Source organism: Enterobacter sp. EC_50 (genome assembly GCF_019584525.1).
Classification (GTDB): Bacteria; Pseudomonadota; Gammaproteobacteria; order Enterobacterales; family Enterobacteriaceae; genus Enterobacter; species Enterobacter roggenkampii.
The window spans coordinates 1-229 of sequence record NZ_VDAF01000132.1 but is presented as its reverse complement, the minus strand read 5'-3'; the positions used below and the strand labels follow the sequence as shown (position 1 = coordinate 229).

Genomic DNA, 229 nt, shown 5'->3' with positions numbered 1-229 from the left:
GGGGTGGTGCGTAACGGCAAAAGCACCGCCGGACATCAGCGCTATCTCTGCTCTCACTGCCGTAAAACATGGCAACTGCAGTTCACTTACACCGCTTCTCAACCCGGTACGCACCCACGGAAAAATCATGAACATTCCCGTAAATAAAGGCTTCCCAGAACCTTCAAAAGGTACTCCGGATCCATCGCGCACATCGCTCTTTTGTGTTTAATACTCGCTTTTAGTGTCG

General features: G+C 50.7%; 1 pseudogene. It reads left to right on the top strand.

Annotation, left to right across the window (positions count from 1 at the left end):
• A pseudogene (locus tag FHC48_RS23350) lies at positions 1-120 on the top strand (IS1 family transposase); the annotation flags it as partial.
• Between the last annotated feature and the right edge of the window lie 109 nt (positions 121-229).